The organism is Methylobacterium brachiatum (genome assembly GCF_900113845.1).
In the GTDB taxonomy this organism is placed as follows: Bacteria; Pseudomonadota; Alphaproteobacteria; order Rhizobiales; family Beijerinckiaceae; genus Methylobacterium; species Methylobacterium brachiatum.
Genome location: NZ_FOQW01000007.1, coordinates 144,184 through 161,762, shown reverse-complemented (window position 1 = coordinate 161,762; position 17,579 = coordinate 144,184). Strand labels below are relative to the sequence as shown.

Sequence of the window (17,579 nt, the reverse complement as noted above, 5' to 3'; positions counted from 1 at the left end):
GCAGGCAGGTGGACGCACGCAGGAGGTTGCCATGGGCAGCATGAGTATCTGGCACTGGGTCATCGTTGCCGTCATCGTCATGCTGCTGTTCGGCCGCGGCAAGGTCTCGGACCTGATGGGCGACGTCGCCAAGGGCATCAAGGCGTTCAAGAAGGGCATGGCCGAGGACGAGACGCCGCCGGCGAGCCAGCCGGTCGCGCCGAGCGAGCCGGTCCGCACCATCCCGCACACCGCCGAGACGAGCCCCGGCACCGCGGTCCCGGCGAGCCATCTGCCGGGCGGCGAGCGCAAGCCGGTCTGAGAGCCTGTCAGGGCGCGCGCTGTGGTGTAGAGCCTGACGGGGGTTCGGACTCAGGTCCGGCTCCCAGGGCAGCAGGACCGTCGACGACATGCTGGACATGAGTTGGGGCGAGGTGATGCTGATCGGCGGCGTCGCCCTCATCGTCATCGGGCCGAAGGATCTCCCGAAGGCGCTGCGCACCGTCGGGCAGATCACCACGAAGCTGCGCCGGATGGCCGGCGAGTTTCAGATGCAGTTCAACGAGGCGATCCGCGAGGCCGAGCTCGACGAGGTCCGCAAAGAGGTCGACGGCATCCGCAACACCGTCCGGTCCGCGGGCTCCGGCTTCAACCCGGTCCAGACGATCCGGGACGAGCTGAAGGGTGCGGTCGAGGGCCGGGTCGCCGCGCGGCAGGGCACCGAGCCGCTGGGCCCCGAGAAGCCCGCCGCGGATACGCGCTCGCTGGCCGACGCTACGGCGCAGCTCAAGGCCGAGCAGGATGCGACTGCGCCGACGGGCCCCGAGCCGTCCTCCGTCGCCACCGATCACGCGGCGTATGCCGATCCGCTCGAGCACGCCGCCCCGCCCGACGCGCCGCTCCCAATCCCCGGCTCGGTCGACGATCCCTACGGGCCGCCGCCGGAGCCCAAGACCGCGCACGACACCCCCATGGACCCGAAGAACGGCGCCACAGCCCGATGATCAGCGACGCCGACGAGGCCGAGATCGAAGCGTCCCGGGCGCCGCTGCTCGAACATCTGATCGAATTGCGGTCGCGGCTGATCAAGTCGCTGATTGCCTTCGTGGCGATGTTCTTCTGCTGCTTCTTCTTCTCGCGCGATATCTACAACATCCTGGTCTATCCCTACGTCTCGATCGTGGGCGCGCAGAATGCCGAGCTGATCGCGACGCATTTCCTCGAGCAGGTCTTCACCAACATCAAGCTCAGCGTCTTCGGCGCCGCGTTCCTGGCCTTTCCGGTGATCGCCACGCAGATCTATGCCTTCGTGGCGCCGGGCCTCTACCGCAACGAGCGCAAGGCCTTCCTGCCCTACCTGGTCGCGACGCCGATCTTCTTCGTGCTGGGCGCCCTGGTGGTGTTCTTCCTGGCGATGCCGCTGCTGATCAAGTTCTCGGTGTCGCTGCAGCAGGTCGGCGTGGCCGGCGAGCCGACCATCAAGCTGCTGCCCAAGGTCGACGAGTACCTCTCGCTGATCATGACGCTGATCTTCGCTTTCGGCATCGCGTTCCAGCTGCCGGTGATCCTGACCCTTCTCGGCCAGATCGGCATCATCGACGCGGCCTTCCTGCGCGAGAAGCGGCGCTACGCGATCGTGCTGGTCTTCGTCGTGGCCGCCGTGCTGACGCCGCCGGATGTCATCTCCCAGCTCTCGCTCGCCCTGCCGATGCTGATCCTCTACGAGGCCTCGGTCTTCTCCGTGGCGCGCGTGGAGAAGCTGCGCGCGGCCCGACGGGCGGCGGAAGGGTTGGATCCGTAAGGATCGGACCGACGAGGTCGGGTTTCAAAAGGTCTCGGACCTTTTGCGGGTCCAGGGCGGAGCCCTGGCAAATCGGGGCTCCGCGCCCCGAACCCCGCCGAAGGGCCGGAGGCCCTTTGGGAACCCGGTCGGGCGCTACGCCGTCCGCAGCAGCACGTGCCGCTTCTTGCCGAAGGACAGCTTGATCACCCCGTCCTGGGTCAGGTCCGCGGGCGTGAGCATCGCCTTCTCGTCCGTCACGGCCGCATCGTTGACCCGGAGACCGCCGCCCTTGATCTGGCGGCGTGCCTCGCTGGTCGAGGGCACGAGCTTGGCGATCTCGGGGCCGAATGCGGTGAGCACGCCGAGCCCGGCTTCAAGTGTCGCGGCGGGAACGGTGACGGTCGGCAGGTCGGCGGCGAGCGTCCCTTCCACGAAGGTCTTCCGCGCGGTCTCGGCGGCGGCCTCGGCCACCTCGCGTCCATGCATCAGGGCCGTGGCCTCGGTGGCGAGCACCATCTTGGCCGCGTTGATCTCGGAGCCGGCGAGCGCCGCGAGCCGCGCGATCTCGTCCATCGGCAGGAGCGTGAACAGCTTGAGGAAGCGGGCCACGTCCGCATCCTCGGTGTTCCGCCAAAACTGCCAGTAATCGTACGGCTTGAGCATGTCCGGGTTGAGCCAGACGGCGCCGGCCGCGGTCTTGCCCATCTTGGCGCCGGAGGACGTGGTCAGCAGCGGGCAGGTCAGGGCGTAGAGCTGGGGCGTGCCCATGCGCCGGCCCAGATCGATGCCGTTGACGATGTTGCCCCACTGGTCCGAGCCGCCCATCTGCAGGATGCAGCCGTAGCGGCGGTTCAGCTCGACGTAGTCGTAGGATTGCAGGATCATGTAGTTGAATTCCAGGAACGAGAGTTCCTGGTCGCGCTCCAGGCGCAGGCGCACGCTGTCCATCGACAGCATGCGGTTGACCGAGAAATGGCGGCCGATGTCGCGCAGCATCTCGATGTAGTTGAGCTTGGTCAGCCACTCGGCGTTGTCGACCATCACGGCATCGCCGGCGCCTTCGCCGAAGCGCAGGAACCGGTCGAAGGTCTTGCGGATCTCGGCCTTGTTGGCGTCGATCTGCTCGACCGTGAGGATCTTGCGGGTCTCGTCGCGGCCGGACGGGTCGCCGACCCGCGTGGTGCCGCCGCCCATCAGGGCGATCGGCTTGCCCCCGGTCGCCTGCAGCCAGTGCAGCATCATGATCGAGAGCAGGTGCCCGACATGGAGCGAAGGCGCGGTGCAATCGTAGCCGACATAGGTCGTCAGCCGCCCTTCGGAGGCCGCGGCGTCGATCCCGGCGAGGTCCGAGGTCTGGTGGATGTAGCCGCGCTCGGTCAGGATCCGCAGGAAGTCGGATTTCGGCGCGAAGCTCTCGGCGGTCATGGCTGCGGTCTCGGATCGCGAGCCGGCGCGACAGGCCGAGGCTCTGCGTGCTAGCTCGCGCTGGGGTTCAGGATACGGCGCGCTCTTAGCAGGGCGTTGGCCGAAAGGCACGGGGTCAGGCGGAATGGCGATGATGCGCGCGATCGGGCTGATGAGCGGCACCTCGCTGGACGGCGTCGACATCGCGCTGATCGAGACCGACGGCGAACGGGTCCACGTGGTCAAGGGCCAGAACAATTTCCTCGAGCCGCTCGGGCCGACCGGCTATCGCGGCTATTCGGACGAGGAGAAGGTGCTTCTGCGGGTCGCCACGAAGGATGCCGAGTCAGTGCTCCATCCGGGCGACCGCCCCGGGCGCTTGCCCGAGGCCGAAGCATTCGTCACCCAGGCCCATGCCGAGGCGGTGGAGCGCTTCCTCGCCGAGAACGGCCTGAGCGCCGACGCCATCGACGTGATCGGTTTCCACGGGCAGACCGTGATCCATCGGCCGGATCAGCGCATCTCGATCCAGATCGGCGACGGGCAGGCCTTGGCCACCCGGCTCGGCATCCCGGTGGTCTCGGATCTGCGGCGGGCCGATATCGAGACCGGGGGCCAGGGCGCGCCGCTGGTGCCTGTGTTCCACAAGGCCCTGGCCGAGGCCTCGGGCTTCGACGGCCCGTTCGGCATCCTGAATATCGGCGGCGTCGCCAACGCCACGCTGATCGACTCGAAGGGCGGCGTGATCGCGTTCGATACGGGCCCCGGCAACGCGCTCATCGACGAGTGGATGCAGGAGCGCGAGGGCAAGAACCTCGACGATGGCGGGCGTACCGCCGCCCGCGGCCGCCCGGACGAGCCGCTGCTCGCCTGGCTGCTGACGCATCCGTTCTTCTTCCGCCGGCCGCCGAAATCCCTCGACCGGAACTGGTTCTCGCACAAGCTCGCCGGCCAGCTCTCGACGGAGGACGGTGCCGCCACGCTGACGGCCTTCACGGCCCGCGCCGTCGCCCGGGCCCTGGACCACGCCCCTGAGATCCCGACCCGCTGGATCGTGGCCGGCGGCGGCGCGCGCAACGGCGAGCTGGTGCGGCTGCTGAACTACCATCTGCGGTCCGAGATCACGACCGCTGACGCCATCGGCTGGTCCTCGGCCTATCTGGAGGCGCAGGCCTTCGCGTATCTCGCGGTGCGCTCGCTCCGGGGCCTGCCGATCACGTTCCCGTCCACCACGGGGGTGCGCGAGCCGATGACCGGCGGCGTGCTGGCGCGACCGAATGCCTGATCCCCGGTTGGCAACCGGCGGACGGCTTGCCGGTTGGCTCCGTTCGGATCGCGATCGGAATTGATACCTTGGCCGAGACCTACCTGCGCTACCACGACGGCGTCGAGACGCCGGCCCCGGATGAAGCCGAGACGATCGACGCGATCATCGCGTCGATGACCCGCGAGAGCGAGACCACGGCCAAGCGCTACGGCCACGCGGTGCGCGCGTCGCACGCGAAAATCAGCGGCGTGGTGACGGGCGAGCTTCAGGTGCCGGACGACCTCCCGCGCGAGCTGAAGCAGGGCCTGTTCGCCAGGGGTGGGACCTATCCGGTGATCGTGCGCTTCGCGCAGGGGCCGGGTGAACGCCTGAAGGACAGCGTCTCCACCCACCGCGGCATGGCGATCAAGGTTTTGGGCGTCGCGGGCGAGAAGCTGCAGGGCCACGGCGCGGAGACCCAGGATTTCGTGCTCGCCACCGGGCCGGTCTTTCCGAACCCGGACGCCAAGGGCTTCCTGGGCAGCATGAAGCAGCTGGAGGCCGGCACGAAGGCGCCCGAGGCGCTCAAGGCCGCCGTCTCCCGGACGGCACGCGCGGCCGATACGATCGTCAAGGCCGTGACCGGCGAGAGCTCGCCGCTCCTCGACTTCTTCGGCCACGAACCGCTGCACCCGCTGGCCGAGCCGTATTATTCGCAGGCTGCGCTCCGCTACGGCGACCACATCGCCAAGATCGCCGCCTTTCCGACCGGCGCGAAACAGGTCGCGCTGGCCGGCGAGGATCTGCATCCCGGCGAGGATCCCGACGCGTTCCGGCACGCGGTGGCCGCGTACTTCACCGGCGACGCGGCGATTTTCGAGATTCGCGTGCAGCTCTGCACCAATCTCGACGACATGCCGGTCGAGGATGCGTCGAAGCGCTGGGACGAGGCGGCGAGCCCCTATCGCACCGTCGCGCGCCTCGTCCTGCCGGCGCAGAATTCCCAGTCCGAGGCCCGGACCCGCTACGCCGACGACGTCCTGTCCTTCCGGCCCGCCCATAGCCTGGCGGCGCACCGCCCGCTCGGCTCGCTGATGCGGGCGCGGCTCAAGACCTACCAGGCGCTGTCCAGCTTCCGTCACGGCCGCAACCAGACGCCCGAGACGGAGCCGACCGCCATCGAGCAGGTTCCGGCCTAAGGGTGAGCCTCGGCCACGCCCTGCGCCGGATCGTCGAGGAATACCCGCTCGCCCGGCTCGACCCGCCGGCCAGGCATCCCCTGGGGGCGGTGATCCGGCGCGGCGCGCCGGATGAGCTGCGCGCTGCCCTGGAATCCGTGGAGGGCTCGTTCCTGGTGAAGGGCAGCCCCGGCCGCGGCAGCCATTGGGCGGCGGTGCCCTGGCTTGCCGTGTTCGACCCCGCGGTCACCACGAGCGCGACCCGCGGCTATTACCTCGTCTACCTGTTTCCGGCCGATCGCGAGGTCGTCCATCTGTCGCTGGCCCAGGGAACGGTCGCGGCGATGCGCGCCCACGGGCCGCGCGCCGAAGCTTATCTGCGCAGCAGCGGGGATGCGTTGCGGTCGCGTCTGTCCGATTTCGCAGGGCGCCTCCCGAACAGGTCCATCACTCTCGGGAGCGCAGGCGAACTGCCGGAGGGCTACGAGGCGGCGCATATCCTTGGCCTGACCTACGATCTGGATGCTCTCGGCGATGAGCGCCGCCTGCGCGCCGACCTTTCCGTCGGGGTGGCGGCTTACCGGGCGCTGACGGCGCGGGGTGGGCTGGCATTGTGAAGGGTGCATAACAGCCGTTTGTGCCTCCGGCGCTCCCGCGCTAGACGGGCCGGGTCATGTCTCACAACACGTTCGGCCATCTCTTCCGCGTCACGACCTTCGGCGAGAGCCACGGGGTCGCGCTCGGCTGCGTGGTCGATGGCTGTCCGCCCGGGCTGCCGCTGGAGGCCGAGGAGATTCAGGCGGAACTCGACCGGCGCAAGCCGGGCCAGTCGCGCTTCACAACCCAGCGGCGCGAGCCGGATCAGGTGAAGATCCTGTCGGGGGTGTTTTCCGACGACCGCACCGGCGGCCGCCAGTTCACCACCGGCACCCCGATCGCGCTGATGATCGAGAACACCGACCAGCGCTCGAAGGATTACTCCGAGATCCGCGACAGCTATCGGCCGGGCCACGCCGATTACACCTACGACGCCAAGTATGTGATCCGCGATTATCGCGGCGGCGGCCGGTCCTCCGCCCGGGAGACCGCGGCGCGAGTCGCCGCCGGCGCGGTGGCGCGCAAGGTCATTCCGGGCGTCACCATTCGTGCCGCGCTCGTCCAGATGGGACCGCACGCCATCGACCGGGCCCGCTGGGACTGGGCCGAGACCGGCAACAACCCGTTCTTCTGCCCCGATCCGGAGGCCGCCACGCTCTACGAGCGTTATCTCGATGAGATCCGCAAGGACGGCTCCTCCGTCGGCGCCGTCATCGAGGTGGTGGCCGAGGGCGTGCCGCCGGGTCTCGGTGCTCCGATCTACGGCAAGCTCGATGCGGATCTCGCCGCCGCGATGATGTCGATCAATGCCGTCAAGGGCGTGGAGATCGGTGACGGGTTCGCGGCCGCGACCCTGCGCGGCGAGGACAATGCCGACGAGATGCGGGCCGGCAATGACGGGCGCCCGCGCTTCCTGGCGAACCATGCCGGCGGCATCCTCGGCGGCATCTCCAACGGCGAGCCGGTGGTGGTGCGCTTCGCCGTGAAGCCGACCTCGTCGATCCTGACCCCGCGCCGTTCGGTCACCCGCGACGGTGCCGAGGTCGACCTGATCACCAAGGGCCGCCACGATCCTTGCGTCGGCATCCGTGCCGTGCCGGTGGCGGAAGCCATGATGGCCTGCGTGCTGGCCGATCACTATCTACGCCATCGCGGGCAGGTGGGCGTGGCCTGACCCGCAGGAGCGGGAGCCGATCGCGGTCGGCCCAACTCCGGGACCAGAGATTTTCACAGGCTCGCTCATACCGGACCATTCTCCGTCCGGCGCTGAGCGAGCCGCCCCCTTCCTCCCCCGCGGGGTGGGGGATGCGAGACGAGAGAGCGATCCGTGCCCCATTGCACCGTCACAGAGGCCATCTCGGCCTTCGCCCGCGGCGAGATCGTGGTCGTCACCGACGACGACGATCGTGAGAACGAGGGCGACCTCGTCGTCGCGGCGTCGCTCTGCACGCCGGAGAAGATGGCGTTCATCATCCGCAACACCTGCGGCATCGTCTGCGCGCCGATCACCCAGGACGAGGCGCGGCGGCTGCATCTCGACCCGATGGTGGCCTCGAACGACGCGCCGCTCGGCACCGCCTTCACGGTCACGGTCGACGTCAAGCACGGGCTGACCACCGGCATCTCCGCGGAGCAGCGCTGCAACACCGTGCGGGCGCTCGCCAACGGCAATATGGGCGCGGGCGATTTCGTCCGCCCCGGCCACGTCTTCCCGCTGATCGCCCGCAATGGCGGCGTGCTGATGCGCTCAGGCCATACCGAGGCCGCGGTCGATCTGTGCAAGCTCGCCGAGCTGCCGCCGGTCGGCGTGATCTGCGAGCTCGCCAACGACGACGGCACCGTGATGAAGGGGCCGCAGATCGAGGCGTTCTCCGAGAAGCACGGGCTGAAGCGCGTCTCGGTGGCCGATCTGATTGCCTATCGGCAGGCCCGGGACCGGCTGGTCGAGCGGGTCGGGCACTTCACCGTCCAGTCCAGCCACGGGGATGTCACGGCCTACGCCTTCTCGACCCCGTTCGAGGCGATCCAGCAATTCGCCTTCGTGATGGGCGAGATCGGCGATGGCCGGGACGTGCTGGTGCGCCTCCATCGCTCCAACGTCGCGGCCGACGTGATCGGCGGCGGCAAGCAGATCGACGCCGTTCTCAAGCGCTTCGCATCCGAGGGCCGCGGGGTGCTGGTGTATCTCCGGGACGGGACCGCGGGCGTTCCGCTGAAGAGCGCCCTGGAGGAGGGGACGGAGGCGCTGCGCGCCCGCCAGTGGCGCGAGGTCGGCCTGGGCGCCCAGATCCTGCGCGACCTCGGCGTCGTCTCGATCCGCAACCTCGCGACCTCGGCCCGCTCCTATGTCGGCCTCTCCGGCTTCGGCATCGAGCTTCTGGGCGACGTGCCCTTGGAGGGCTGACCCGTCAGGCGCGGCGCACGACGGTCCAGATCGCCGCGCCGGCCATGATGGCGGCGGCGCTCCGGTTCAGCCGGGCGCGGAACACGGGTTTCCGCAAGGACTCCCGGGCCCGCGCCGCCAGGGCGGCGTAGGGCGTCATCACCCCCGCGAGCACCAGCGCCGTCAGTCCGACCAGGATACCGAAATCGCCCGCCGTGACCGTCCGCAGGTCGACGATCGTGGGCAAGATGGCGAGGTAGAAGACGATCGTCTTGGGGTTGGCCAGGGTGATGGTGATCCCCGCGATGAAGCTCGATAGGGGGCGGTCCGCGGGGCCGCCCTCGATCCGGTCCGTCTGTCCGGCCGCGCGCCAGAGGCGCACCGCCAGGTAGGCGAGATACAGGCCGGCGCAGAGCCGGACGACGACGAAGACCTCGCCCAACGTCTCCGCGATCAGCCCGGCCGATCATGCCGGGCGTCGCGGTGCCCGCAAGCCGAAACCGATCGCCTCGCTCACCGTCCCATCAGCGCGTCCACATGGGCGGATACGGATTTCGCCAGCCCCTCCAGGCTGTAGCCGCCCTCCAGCACCGACACGATCCGGCCGCCGGCGCAACGCTCGGCCAGATCCATGAGCTTGCGGGTCGCCCAGCCGAAATCCTCCGCTTCCAGACGGAGGTTCGCCAGCGGATCGAGGCGGTGGGCATCGAAACCCGCCGAGATCACGATCACGTCGGGCCGGAAGGCTTCCAGCCGCGCCAGGATGCCGGCCTCGAACGCCTCCCGGAACACCTCGCCGTCGTCGTTGGGCCGCAGCGGCACGTTGACGATCGTGTCCTTCTCGCCGCGCTCCGAGGCGGCGCCGCTGCCCGGAAACAGCGGCATCTGGTGTGTCGAGGCGTAGAGCACGCTGGCATCGTCCCAGAAGATGTCCTGGCTGCCGTTGCCGTGGTGGACGTCCCAATCGACCAAAGCGACGCGCTCGGCACCGTGTTTCTGCTGGGCGTAGCGGGCGGCGATCGCGGCGTGATTGAACAGGCAGAAGCCCATGGACCGGGTCCGTTCGGCATGGTGGCCGGGCGGGCGCATCGCCACGAAGGCGTTGCGGCATTCGCCCGCCATGACCGCGTCGAGGGCGTGGTTGGCGCCCCCGATCGCCCGCAGCGTCGCTTCCAGGCTGCCCGCGGACAGGATCGTGTCGGCGTCGATCCCGACCATCCCATGCTCCGGCACGGCGGCGACCAGTGCATCGACGTATTCGCGGGGATGGGTCAGGGTCGCGACCTCGATCTCCGCCCGCGGCGCGGCCACCCGCACCAGGCCGGCGAAGCGCTCGTCTTCCAGGGCACGCTCGATGGCCCGCATCCGCGCCGGGCGCTCCGGATGGCCCTCCGGCACCTCGTGGTCGAAACTCGCCGGATGGCTCACGTAGAGGGTGGTCACGACGATCGCTCCCGGGTGCGGTCCTGTCGCGGACCTGCAACAGGAGCCGGCAATGTGCCACGGGCGGAACACGCGGACTACGGCGGGGTGCCAGGCCTCGTTATAGTTGCTCAAATCTTCCACGGGGCGAGTCCCGAACGGGTCGCATGTCCGGGCGCGCGGAAGACGTCCGAGGACCGGCGCATGCGCATCATCCCCGTCATCGCCTGCGCCGCATGGCTCGCGGGCTGCACCTTCAAGGCCGTCCCCGACCCGAAGGTCTCGGCCCGCGATGCCGCGTTCATGGCGCTCGTGCCCGAGGCCGAGTTCGATCCGCACTTCGCCCGATACCAGGTGAGCGATCCGACCGGGCAGCCCCCGGGCACGATCGTGGTCGAGACCAAGGAGCGCCAGCTCTACCTCGTTCTGCCGGACGGCAAGGCGATCCGGTACGGCGTTTCCGTGGGCGATGAGGCCTTTGGCTGGACGGGCACAGCCACGATCGACCGGAAGGCCGAATGGCCGGCCTGGAACCCGCCGGCCGAGATGATCAAGCGTTGGCCCCACGTCCACGCCATGCAGGGCGGCCCGATGAATCCGCTCGGCGCCCGGGCCCTCTACCTGGCCGATCACGGCCGGGACACGCTCTACCGGATCCACGGCACCAACGAGCCGGAGAAGATCGGCCAGGCGGTCTCCTCCGGGTGCATCCGCATGCGCAACATCGACGTGGTGGACCTGTTCGACCGTGTGCCCGTCGGGGCCACGGTCATCGTCCGGTAACGCAACTGATCAACGTCCCAATAAGCGTGCTTGCTCGGTCCGTGTTTACCTGAACTTCCGTTCAGATCTTGCCGTTAACTTCCGGCAGGGGAGCCGTCCCGTAAGTTCAAATCACACCGGGACAAGCACCGACCGCAGCAAAGGTCGGAGGAGCAGGCAGCCATGACCATGATCTCCGTTCAACAGTTCTGCAACCATGCCGTTTCGACTGGCGCGATCAGCGACGAGGACCTCCTGGTCCTCAAGCGCGAGGTGCTGCCGGAGGGGATCATGAGCCGCGACGAGGCGGACATGCTGATCGCCCTGGAGCGCGCGGTGATCGGCTCCGACGCTTTCGCCGACTTCCTGGTCGCGTCGGTGGTCGACTTCGCCGTGTGGGGCCTGCGCCCGACCGGCTATATCGACCGCGACGTCGCCGCCTGGCTCGCCAGCTCGCTCAGCGGCCGCGACGGCCCGACCCCGGTCGGCGCCCGGATCGCTATGGAGATCGTCCGCGAGGCGCAGGGCAGCGCCGAGGCCCTGATGGCCTTCGCCCTCGACGCCAACCGCTGGACCCGCGAGGCGACCCAGGCTCCGCGCGTCACCTTCGCCCTTGCCGCCTGAGACTACGACCAAGGCGCAGCTTCCGTCCGCGGCACATCTGATCTATCGGGACAGTCAAGCCGGTGTGCAATCCGGCGATCTCGAGAGCGATGCGCCAGCGATGTTCGATAAGATCCTGATCGCCAACCGGGGCGAAATCGCCTGCCGGGTCATCAAGACCGCCCGGAAGATGGGCATCAGGACGGTCGCGGTCTATTCGGATGCCGACCGCGACGCGGTGCACGTCGCCATGGCCGACGAGGCGGTCCATATCGGCCCCGCCGCCGCCGCGCAGTCCTATCTGGTCATCGAGAAGATCGTCGAGGCCTGCCGGCAGACCGGCGCCCAGGCGGTCCATCCCGGCTACGGCTTCCTGTCCGAGCGCGAGGCCTTCCCGAAGGCGCTCGAAGCCGCCGGCATCGTGTTCATCGGGCCCAATCCCGGCGCCATCGCCGCCATGGGCGACAAGATCGAATCCAAGAAGGCGGCCGCGGCCGCCAACGTCTCCACCGTCCCGGGCTTCCTCGGCGTGATCGAGAGCCCCGAGCACGCCGTCGAGATCGCCGACGGGATCGGCTACCCTGTGATGATCAAGGCCTCCGCGGGCGGCGGCGGCAAGGGCATGCGCATCGCCCATTCGTCGGGCGAGGTCGCGGAGGGCTTCGCCCGGGCCAAGTCGGAGGCCTCCTCGTCCTTCGGCGACGACCGGGTGTTCGTGGAAAAATTCATCACCGACCCGCGGCATATCGAGATCCAGGTGATCGGCGATAAGCACGGCAACGTGATCTACCTCGGCGAGCGCGAGTGCTCGATCCAGCGCCGCAATCAGAAGGTGATCGAGGAGGCGCCGTCGCCGCTGCTCGATCCCGAGACGCGCCGGAAGATGGGCGAGCAGGCCGTCGCCCTCGCCAAGGCGGTGAACTACGATTCCGCCGGCACGGTCGAGTTCGTCGCCGGCCAGGACAAGTCTTTCTACTTCCTGGAGATGAACACCCGGCTCCAGGTCGAGCATCCGGTCACCGAGATGATCACCGGCCTCGACCTCGTCGAGCTGATGATACGGGTCGCGGCCGGCGAGAAGCTGCCGCTGACGCAGGAGCAGGTGAAGCTCGACGGCTGGGCCGTGGAGAGCCGCGTCTACGCCGAGGATCCGACCCGCAACTTCCTGCCCTCCATCGGCCGCCTGACCACCTACCGACCGCCGGAGGAGGGGCGGCAGGGCACCGCGATCGTGCGCAACGATACCGGCGTGGAGGAGGGCGGCGAGATCGCGATCCACTACGATCCGATGATCGCCAAGCTGGTGACCTGGGCGCCGACCCGCGCCGAGGCGATCGCCGCGCAGGGCGATGCCCTGGACGCCTTCGCGATCGACGGCATCCGCCACAACATCCCGTTCCTCTCGGCGCTGATGGCCCATCCGCGCTGGCAGGAGGGCAATCTCTCCACCGGCTTCATCGCCGAGGAATTCCCGAATGGCTTCGTCGCGCCCGAGCCCGCGGGTGCGGTGGCGATCCGCATGATGGCCGCCGCTGCGGCGATCGACCACAAGCTCAACCAGCGCAAGCGCGGGATCTCCGGCCAGATGCGCGCCCCCGGCCTGTTCGCGTTCGAGCGGGACCGGGTCGTGATCCTGGCCGGCCAATCCTACCCCGTGACCATCGAGCCGGAGGGCGAGGACCTGATCGTCACCCGGGACGACGGCACGTCGCTGTCGGTGGCGAGCGCGTGGCGCCCGGGCGAGCCGGTCTGGATCGGCACAATTGGCTCCGAACGCGTCGCCATCCAGGTGCGCGGCCTGCTGAACGGCGTGTTCCTGCAGCATGCCGGCGCGGCGGCCGAGGCTCGGGTTTACACCCGCCGCGAGGCCGAGCTCGCCGCGCTGATGCCCGTGAAGGAGCAGGCCGGCTCCGGCAAGCAGGTGCTTTGCCCGATGCCGGGTCTCGTGAAGCAGATCTTGGTCACCGAGGGCCAGGAGGTGAAGAACGGCGAGCCCATCGCGGTGGTCGAGGCGATGAAGATGGAGAACATGCTTCGCGCCGAGCGTGACGCGACGGTTGCGAAGATCCACGCCAAGGAAGGCGACAGCCTTGCGGTGGACGCGGTGATCCTGGAATTCGCCTGATCGTAGCCGACGGCCGTCGTGAGTGCGGTCCACAACGAGCAGACGAAGCTTCTGGCCACCGCGCTGAACAACATCGCGGTGGCTTACGTCGTCATCGGTTTCGTGACGCCGATGACGGCGGCGAGCTTCGGGGTCGCCACCGCTCCGATCCTGCAACTCGACCGAGCGATCTTCACGGTGGTTTGGTTATGTACCGGCGCGGCACTACATTACGGTGCGAGGCGTTGCCTGCGGAGCCTGAAGCCATGAACTACGATTGGCTTTTCATCACTTTCGGTATCCCGGCGATCACGCTTGCCATGGCGTATGCGGCCGTGCGCGCGAATGAACGTTCGGCGCGCCGCCTCGATCATCCGCCCGGAGAGTAGTGATCCGTCTGGGCGGATCCCAGACGCGTTCACAGAGAGCATGCCCCTCTATTTCGCCTACGGCGCGAACATGGATGCCGCCGCGATGGCCCTGCGTTGCCCGGTCTCGCGGCTGATCGGCGGCGGGCGGCTGCCGGCGCACCGCTTCATCATCATGCGCGAGGGCTATGCCTCGGTGGTGCGCGATCCCGGCCGGGCGGTTCACGGTGTCCTGTGGGAGCTGGCGCGGGACGATATTCCGGCCCTCGATCGCTACGAAGGCGTGGCCGGCGGCCTCTACACCAAGGCGACATTGCCGGTGACGACGGCCGGCGGGGTCAAGCGCGCGCTGATCTATCTCGGCCGCTCCACCGCGCCCGGCCGGCCGCGTCCGGGCTACCTCGAATCCGTGGTCGCGGCGGCACATGCCGCGCAGCTGCCGCCCGCCTATATCCGCGAACTCAGGACCTGGATGCGCGGCCCGCCCGCCTGACCATCCGGCAATTGGTACGCAACCTGCTTGCTCGCGATCGACCGGGGCGGCGACACCATGATGCGCCTCGGCCAGCTGTGATGTTTGCGCAGCGTGCCATTCGGTCAACGGCGATCGGCGGCCGCGTGCGAGGGAGAGGTTCGCATGTCCTATCTGGCGCCCGCCGATTTCGTGAAGAAGGCCGTCGATGCCGGCGAGTCGAAGGTCTTCATGGCCACCAAAGATACGTTCATCCGGGCCTACATGGCCGGCGCGATCCTGGCGCTCGCCGCGGCTTTCGCGGTGACCATCAACCAGACCACCGGCCAACCCCTCGTCGGGGCGCTGCTGTTCCCGGTCGGCTTCTCGATGCTGTACCTGCTGGGCTACGACCTCTTCACCGGCGTCTGCGTGCTCACCCCGCTCGCCCTGATCGACAAGCGCCCCGGCGTCACCGTGGCCGGCATCGCGCGCAACTGGACGCTCGTGTTCTTCGGGAACTTCGCCGGTGCCCTCACCACCGCCCTGATGATGGCGATCGTCTTCACCTTCGGCTTCGCCACCGAGCCGAACGCCGTCGGCAAGGCGATCGCCGGTATCGGCGAGGCGCGCACCCTCGGCTACGAGAAGTACGGCGCGGCCGGCATGCTGACCCTCTTCGTGCGCGCCATGATGTGCAACTGGATGGTCTCCACCGGCGTCATCGGCGCGATGCTGTCCACCTCGGTCCCCGGCAAGGTGATCGCGATGTGGATGCCGATCACGGTGTTCTTCTTCATGACCTTCGAGCATTCGGTCGTGAACATGTTCCTGTTCCCGTCGGCGATCCTCATGGGCGGTCACCTGACCGTCATGGATTACCTGCTGTGGAACGAGATCCCGACGCTGCTCGGCAACATCGTCGGCGGTCTCGCCTTCACCGGGCTGATGCTCTACTCGACCCATGTCCGCACGGGTGAGACGCGCTCGGCCCCGATCGGTGCCGGCGTCCGTCGTCCGATGGCGGCCGAGTGAGGTTGAGCGGCCCGTGCTTCCGCACGGGCCTTGGGGACGGTGCCGATCCGATGAGCGCGACGCGTACCGTCTCCGTGATCGTCAAGGGGCGGGTCCAGGGCGTTTCCTACCGGGCCTGGACACAGGCCGAAGCGCGCGCCCGGGGCCTGTCCGGCTTCGTGCGCAACCGGGACGACGGCTCTGTCGAGGCGCTGTTCAGCGGTCCGCCGGGGGCCGTCGACCACATGGTGGCCCTGTGCCGGTCCGGGCCGCCGGCGGCCCGGGTGACCGACGTCACTCTGCGCGAGGGCGGCGATCCGCCGGAGACGGGCCGGTTCGAGATCCTGCGCGGCTGAGGCCGTCGCGAGAGGCAGGGCGGGTTCTGCGGGACGAACGGGACTGGTATGGCCTCGGTCCGCTACCGGTTCCGATCCCCGGCGCTCCGAGACCATGACAGACCTGACCGCAGGCAGTGCCGCCTTCTCGCCCCTCGATCTCGGGGCGTTGGCCTATTTCATCGTCGCCTGGGTCGCGTACGGCCTGTCGGTCGGCCGCCTGCGCGGGCGCATGATCTCGCTCAGCCAGATCATGAACGTCCACCGGTCGAACTGGGCCCGGCAGATCATCGGGCGCGAGAACCGGGTCGTCGACACGCAGATCAATGCCTCCCTCCAGAACGGCACCGCCTTCTTCGCCTCGACCTCGCTGATCGCACTGGGCTCGGTGCTGACCCTGTCGCGCTCCGGAGACGACGTGCTCAACCTGTTCGCGACTCTCCCGTTCGGGACGGTGGCGAACCGCACGACCTGGGAGCTGAAGGTCGCCGGCCTCGCGGTTGTGTTCGTCTACGCCTTCTTCAAATTCGCCTGGGCCTACCGGCTGTTCAATTATGCGGCGATCCTGCTGGGCGCCGTGCCGCCGAAGGGCTCGGGCGTCAGCGACACCGAGGTGATGCGGGCGGTCCGCCGGCTCGCGGCGATGAATGTCAGCGCCGGCCGGCACTTCGCCCGCGGCCAGCGCGCCTTCTTCTTCGCGCTGGCCTATCTCGGCTGGTTCGTGAGCCCGTATGTGCTGATCGCCTCGACAAGTGCGGTGGTCGTCATCATGTGGCGTCGACAGTTCGCCTCGGAAATCCGCAAGGCGCTGCTGGAGGCCGGTGAAGGCCCGCACGAGGGACCGCTCCTGGCCCCCGCCGAGGAGGCACGGACATGAATACGACCAAGGCGGACGAGGCGGCGATCGAGAAGACCCTCCTCGGGCTGGTGGCCGAGCGCGGCGCCGGCAAGACCATCTGCCCGTCGGAGGTCGCCCGCGCCTTGGGCGGCCCGCACCCGGACGGATGGGGACCGCTGATGCAGCCGGTGCGGCGGGTCGCGGTGCGGCTCGCCCATGCCGGCCGGGTCGCGATCCTGCGCAAGGGCAAGCCGGTCGATCCGGACGATTTCCGCGGAATCTACCGGCTGGCGCTGCCAGGCGAAGCGACCGGTTCGGGCCCGGGCAGCCAATCCGGCGTGTAGCCGGCGAGCCGGTAGACCACGAGGCCGATCCACTCCTTTACCGCGAGATCGAGCTGGAGGAGCCCGTCGGATGCGAATCCGTGGAACCGGGCGGCATCGCCCCAGCCGCGGGTCCGGTAATCGACCGGGAAGGCGTCCACCGTGAAGCCTGCCTCCCGGAAGCAGCCGATCGCGCGGGGCATGTGCCAGGCCGAGGTGATCAGCAGCCAGCGCTCACCCGGCTTCGGCTGGACCAGAGCGGCGGTAAACGCGGCGTTCTCCTGGGTGTTGCGCGACCGGTTCTCGAGGATCAGCCGGGTGCGGGGCAGGCCGAGGACGTCGGCATGGCGGCTGATGATGTCGGCCTCCGCAATGCCGCCGCCGACGAAGCCGCTTCCGCCGGAGAAGACGAGCCGGGCCTGCGGAAAACGGCGCGCCAGGTGGGCAAGGTAGACCGGCCGCTCGCCGGCATCGTTGCCGAGCACCTGATCGCGCGCCTCGGACAGCCCGGCCTCGATGCCGCCGCCGAGCACGATGATGCCCGCGGGAGCCGGCCCATCCTCCGGGTAGGGCGGAAACCGCTCCTCCAGCGGCAGAAGGGCGATCTCCGATACGGGGGTCAAGCCGCCGACGGCCAGTCCCAGCAGCCCGAGCGCGGCGAGCGCGAGGCCGGTTCGGCGCAGGCGCGTCGCAGCCAGGATGACGAGCCCGGCAGTTGCCGAAAAGATGAACAGGTTCGACGGGGTGATCAGAAAATAGACCACCTTCGAGAGCGGGAAGAACACCGGG

22 protein-coding genes are annotated in these 17,579 nt (G+C 68.9%); 18 read left to right on the top strand and 4 right to left on the bottom strand.

Annotated features, from left to right (window positions below):
* Window positions 1-31 precede the first annotated feature (31 nt).
* The 3 genes from BMZ47_RS10675 (at window position 32) to tatC (ending at window position 1,780) form a co-directional block, all read left to right on the top strand.
* Entirely contained in the window at window positions 32-301 is a 270-nt protein-coding gene (locus tag BMZ47_RS10675; protein ID WP_050733437.1) for a twin-arginine translocase TatA/TatE family subunit, read from the top strand.
* Between the two features lie 88 nt (window positions 302-389).
* The gene (gene tatB / locus BMZ47_RS10670) at window positions 390-983 is read left to right on the top strand and encodes a Sec-independent protein translocase protein TatB (protein WP_091861712.1); all 594 of its coding nucleotides are present in this window, start codon (window positions 390-392) and stop codon (window positions 981-983) included.
* A complete protein-coding gene (gene tatC / locus BMZ47_RS10665; RefSeq protein ID WP_007563762.1) occupies window positions 980-1,780 on the top strand; it encodes a twin-arginine translocase subunit TatC in 801 nt (266 codons plus the stop codon). Before tatB ends, tatC begins: the two co-directional genes overlap by 4 nt.
* 135 nt (window positions 1,781-1,915) lie before the next feature.
* On the opposite strand, the gene tyrS is transcribed toward tatC, so the two are convergent.
* On the bottom strand, window positions 1,916-3,187 hold the full coding sequence (tyrS, locus tag BMZ47_RS10660) for a tyrosine--tRNA ligase (RefSeq protein WP_007563764.1): 1,272 nt from the start codon (window positions 3,185-3,187) through the stop codon (window positions 1,916-1,918).
* Window positions 3,188-3,311: 124 nt separating this feature from the next.
* On the opposite strand from tyrS, the gene BMZ47_RS10655 reads away from it, so the two are divergent.
* From BMZ47_RS10655 to ribB, 5 genes are all read left to right on the top strand, one after another.
* Window positions 3,312-4,451, top strand: coding sequence for an anhydro-N-acetylmuramic acid kinase (locus tag BMZ47_RS10655; protein ID WP_091861709.1), 1,140 nt, complete (start codon window positions 3,312-3,314; stop codon window positions 4,449-4,451).
* A 68-nt stretch (window positions 4,452-4,519) separates the two neighbouring features.
* Window positions 4,520-5,611: a catalase family protein gene (locus BMZ47_RS10650; protein WP_091861705.1), complete on the top strand. Its 1,092-nt coding sequence runs from the start codon at window positions 4,520-4,522 to the stop codon at window positions 5,609-5,611.
* Window positions 5,612-5,613: 2 nt separating this feature from the next.
* Window positions 5,614-6,207 (top strand): DUF3578 domain-containing protein, encoded by a 594-nt coding sequence (locus tag BMZ47_RS10645; protein ID WP_091861702.1) that lies wholly within the window; start codon window positions 5,614-5,616, stop codon window positions 6,205-6,207.
* Between the two features lie 56 nt (window positions 6,208-6,263).
* Window positions 6,264-7,361: a chorismate synthase gene (aroC, locus tag BMZ47_RS10640; protein WP_091861699.1), complete on the top strand. Its 1,098-nt coding sequence runs from the start codon at window positions 6,264-6,266 to the stop codon at window positions 7,359-7,361.
* A 153-nt stretch (window positions 7,362-7,514) separates the two neighbouring features.
* Window positions 7,515-8,591, top strand: a complete 1,077-nt coding sequence (gene ribB, locus BMZ47_RS10635) for a 3,4-dihydroxy-2-butanone-4-phosphate synthase (protein ID WP_007563776.1) — start codon at window positions 7,515-7,517, stop codon at window positions 8,589-8,591.
* Window positions 8,592-8,595: 4 nt separating this feature from the next.
* Here the strand turns inward: ribB and BMZ47_RS10630 are convergent, their stop codons facing one another.
* Window positions 8,596-9,012 (bottom strand): LysE family translocator, encoded by a 417-nt coding sequence (locus BMZ47_RS10630; protein WP_244536788.1) that lies wholly within the window; start codon window positions 9,010-9,012, stop codon window positions 8,596-8,598.
* A gap of 71 nt (window positions 9,013-9,083) precedes the next feature.
* Complete coding sequence (locus BMZ47_RS10625; RefSeq protein ID WP_091861696.1) at window positions 9,084-10,013, bottom strand: histone deacetylase family protein; 930 nt, start codon at window positions 10,011-10,013, stop codon at window positions 9,084-9,086.
* A gap of 183 nt (window positions 10,014-10,196) precedes the next feature.
* Between BMZ47_RS10625 and BMZ47_RS10620 the strand changes: the two genes are divergently transcribed.
* The 10 genes from BMZ47_RS10620 (at window position 10,197) to BMZ47_RS10580 (ending at window position 16,811) form a co-directional block, all read left to right on the top strand.
* Window positions 10,197-10,775, top strand: coding sequence for a L,D-transpeptidase (locus BMZ47_RS10620; protein WP_007563783.1), 579 nt, complete (start codon window positions 10,197-10,199; stop codon window positions 10,773-10,775).
* Window positions 10,776-10,937: 162 nt separating this feature from the next.
* Window positions 10,938-11,378, top strand: coding sequence for a hypothetical protein (locus BMZ47_RS10615; protein WP_007563785.1), 441 nt, complete (start codon window positions 10,938-10,940; stop codon window positions 11,376-11,378).
* A gap of 100 nt (window positions 11,379-11,478) precedes the next feature.
* Complete coding sequence (locus BMZ47_RS10610) at window positions 11,479-13,482, top strand: acetyl-CoA carboxylase biotin carboxylase subunit (protein WP_091862077.1); 2,004 nt, start codon at window positions 11,479-11,481, stop codon at window positions 13,480-13,482.
* Window positions 13,483-13,500: 18 nt separating this feature from the next.
* Window positions 13,501-13,731, top strand: a complete 231-nt coding sequence (locus BMZ47_RS10605; RefSeq protein ID WP_091861692.1) for a hypothetical protein — start codon at window positions 13,501-13,503, stop codon at window positions 13,729-13,731.
* Window positions 13,728-13,850 carry a hypothetical protein gene (locus tag BMZ47_RS29125; RefSeq protein ID WP_268868313.1) on the top strand — a complete coding sequence of 41 codons (123 nt, stop codon included), beginning with the start codon at window positions 13,728-13,730 and terminating at the stop codon, window positions 13,848-13,850. The genes BMZ47_RS10605 and BMZ47_RS29125 overlap by 4 nt, the downstream gene beginning before the upstream one ends.
* A 40-nt stretch (window positions 13,851-13,890) precedes the next feature.
* Window positions 13,891-14,322 (top strand): gamma-glutamylcyclotransferase family protein, encoded by a 432-nt coding sequence (locus tag BMZ47_RS10600; RefSeq protein WP_091861687.1) that lies wholly within the window; start codon window positions 13,891-13,893, stop codon window positions 14,320-14,322.
* Between the two features lie 144 nt (window positions 14,323-14,466).
* Window positions 14,467-15,315 carry a formate/nitrite transporter family protein gene (locus BMZ47_RS10595; RefSeq protein WP_007563794.1) on the top strand — a complete coding sequence of 283 codons (849 nt, stop codon included), beginning with the start codon at window positions 14,467-14,469 and terminating at the stop codon, window positions 15,313-15,315.
* Window positions 15,316-15,365: 50 nt separating this feature from the next.
* Window positions 15,366-15,650, top strand: coding sequence for an acylphosphatase (locus BMZ47_RS10590; RefSeq protein ID WP_091861684.1), 285 nt, complete (start codon window positions 15,366-15,368; stop codon window positions 15,648-15,650).
* Between the two features lie 94 nt (window positions 15,651-15,744).
* Window positions 15,745-16,506 carry a DUF599 domain-containing protein gene (locus tag BMZ47_RS10585; RefSeq protein WP_007563798.1) on the top strand — a complete coding sequence of 254 codons (762 nt, stop codon included), beginning with the start codon at window positions 15,745-15,747 and terminating at the stop codon, window positions 16,504-16,506.
* Window positions 16,503-16,811: a DUF3253 domain-containing protein gene (locus BMZ47_RS10580; RefSeq protein ID WP_091861681.1), complete on the top strand. Its 309-nt coding sequence runs from the start codon at window positions 16,503-16,505 to the stop codon at window positions 16,809-16,811. The genes BMZ47_RS10585 and BMZ47_RS10580 overlap by 4 nt, the downstream gene beginning before the upstream one ends.
* Here the strand turns inward: BMZ47_RS10580 and BMZ47_RS10575 are convergent.
* Window positions 16,748-17,575: a YdcF family protein gene (locus BMZ47_RS10575; RefSeq protein ID WP_091861678.1), complete on the bottom strand. Its 828-nt coding sequence runs from the start codon at window positions 17,573-17,575 to the stop codon at window positions 16,748-16,750. The two genes, BMZ47_RS10580 and BMZ47_RS10575, sit on opposite strands and share 64 nt — an antisense overlap.
* Between the last annotated feature and the right edge of the window lie 4 nt (window positions 17,576-17,579).